Annotated in this window: 1 pseudogene; it reads left to right on the top strand. The window is 44.7% G+C overall.

The window, feature by feature from the left end:
• A pseudogene (locus tag NE619_RS18350) lies at positions 1-227 on the top strand (hypothetical protein); the annotation flags it as partial.
• Between the last annotated feature and the right edge of the window lie 26 nt (positions 228-253).

Raw genomic sequence — 253 nt, 5'->3', positions numbered from 1 at the left:
CGGCGGCAGACGGAGCGTTGGAATATCTTGAGCAGCAAAAAAACGCAGAACATACCGAAGAGACGCCTTCGTCTTCTGCGCATTTTCCGACTCAGATCTGCCATTTCGCCACAAAGGCAGATTTTCTGCGCGAGGCGAAAGAACTTTTAAAAGAAGGCGATACCGTACTTGTAAAGGCTTCACACGGAATGGAGTTTCCGGAAATCGTCGAATTTTTACAGCAATAATATTATATTTTGATAAAGCATAGGAG

Origin of the sequence: Anaerovorax odorimutans, assembly GCF_024459955.1 — a bacterium.
In the GTDB taxonomy this organism is placed as follows: domain Bacteria; phylum Bacillota; class Clostridia; order Peptostreptococcales; family Anaerovoracaceae; genus Hominibacterium; species Hominibacterium odorimutans_A.
Note: the sequence above shows the minus strand (reverse complement) of the source record. Positions and strands in the feature narration are given on the sequence as shown.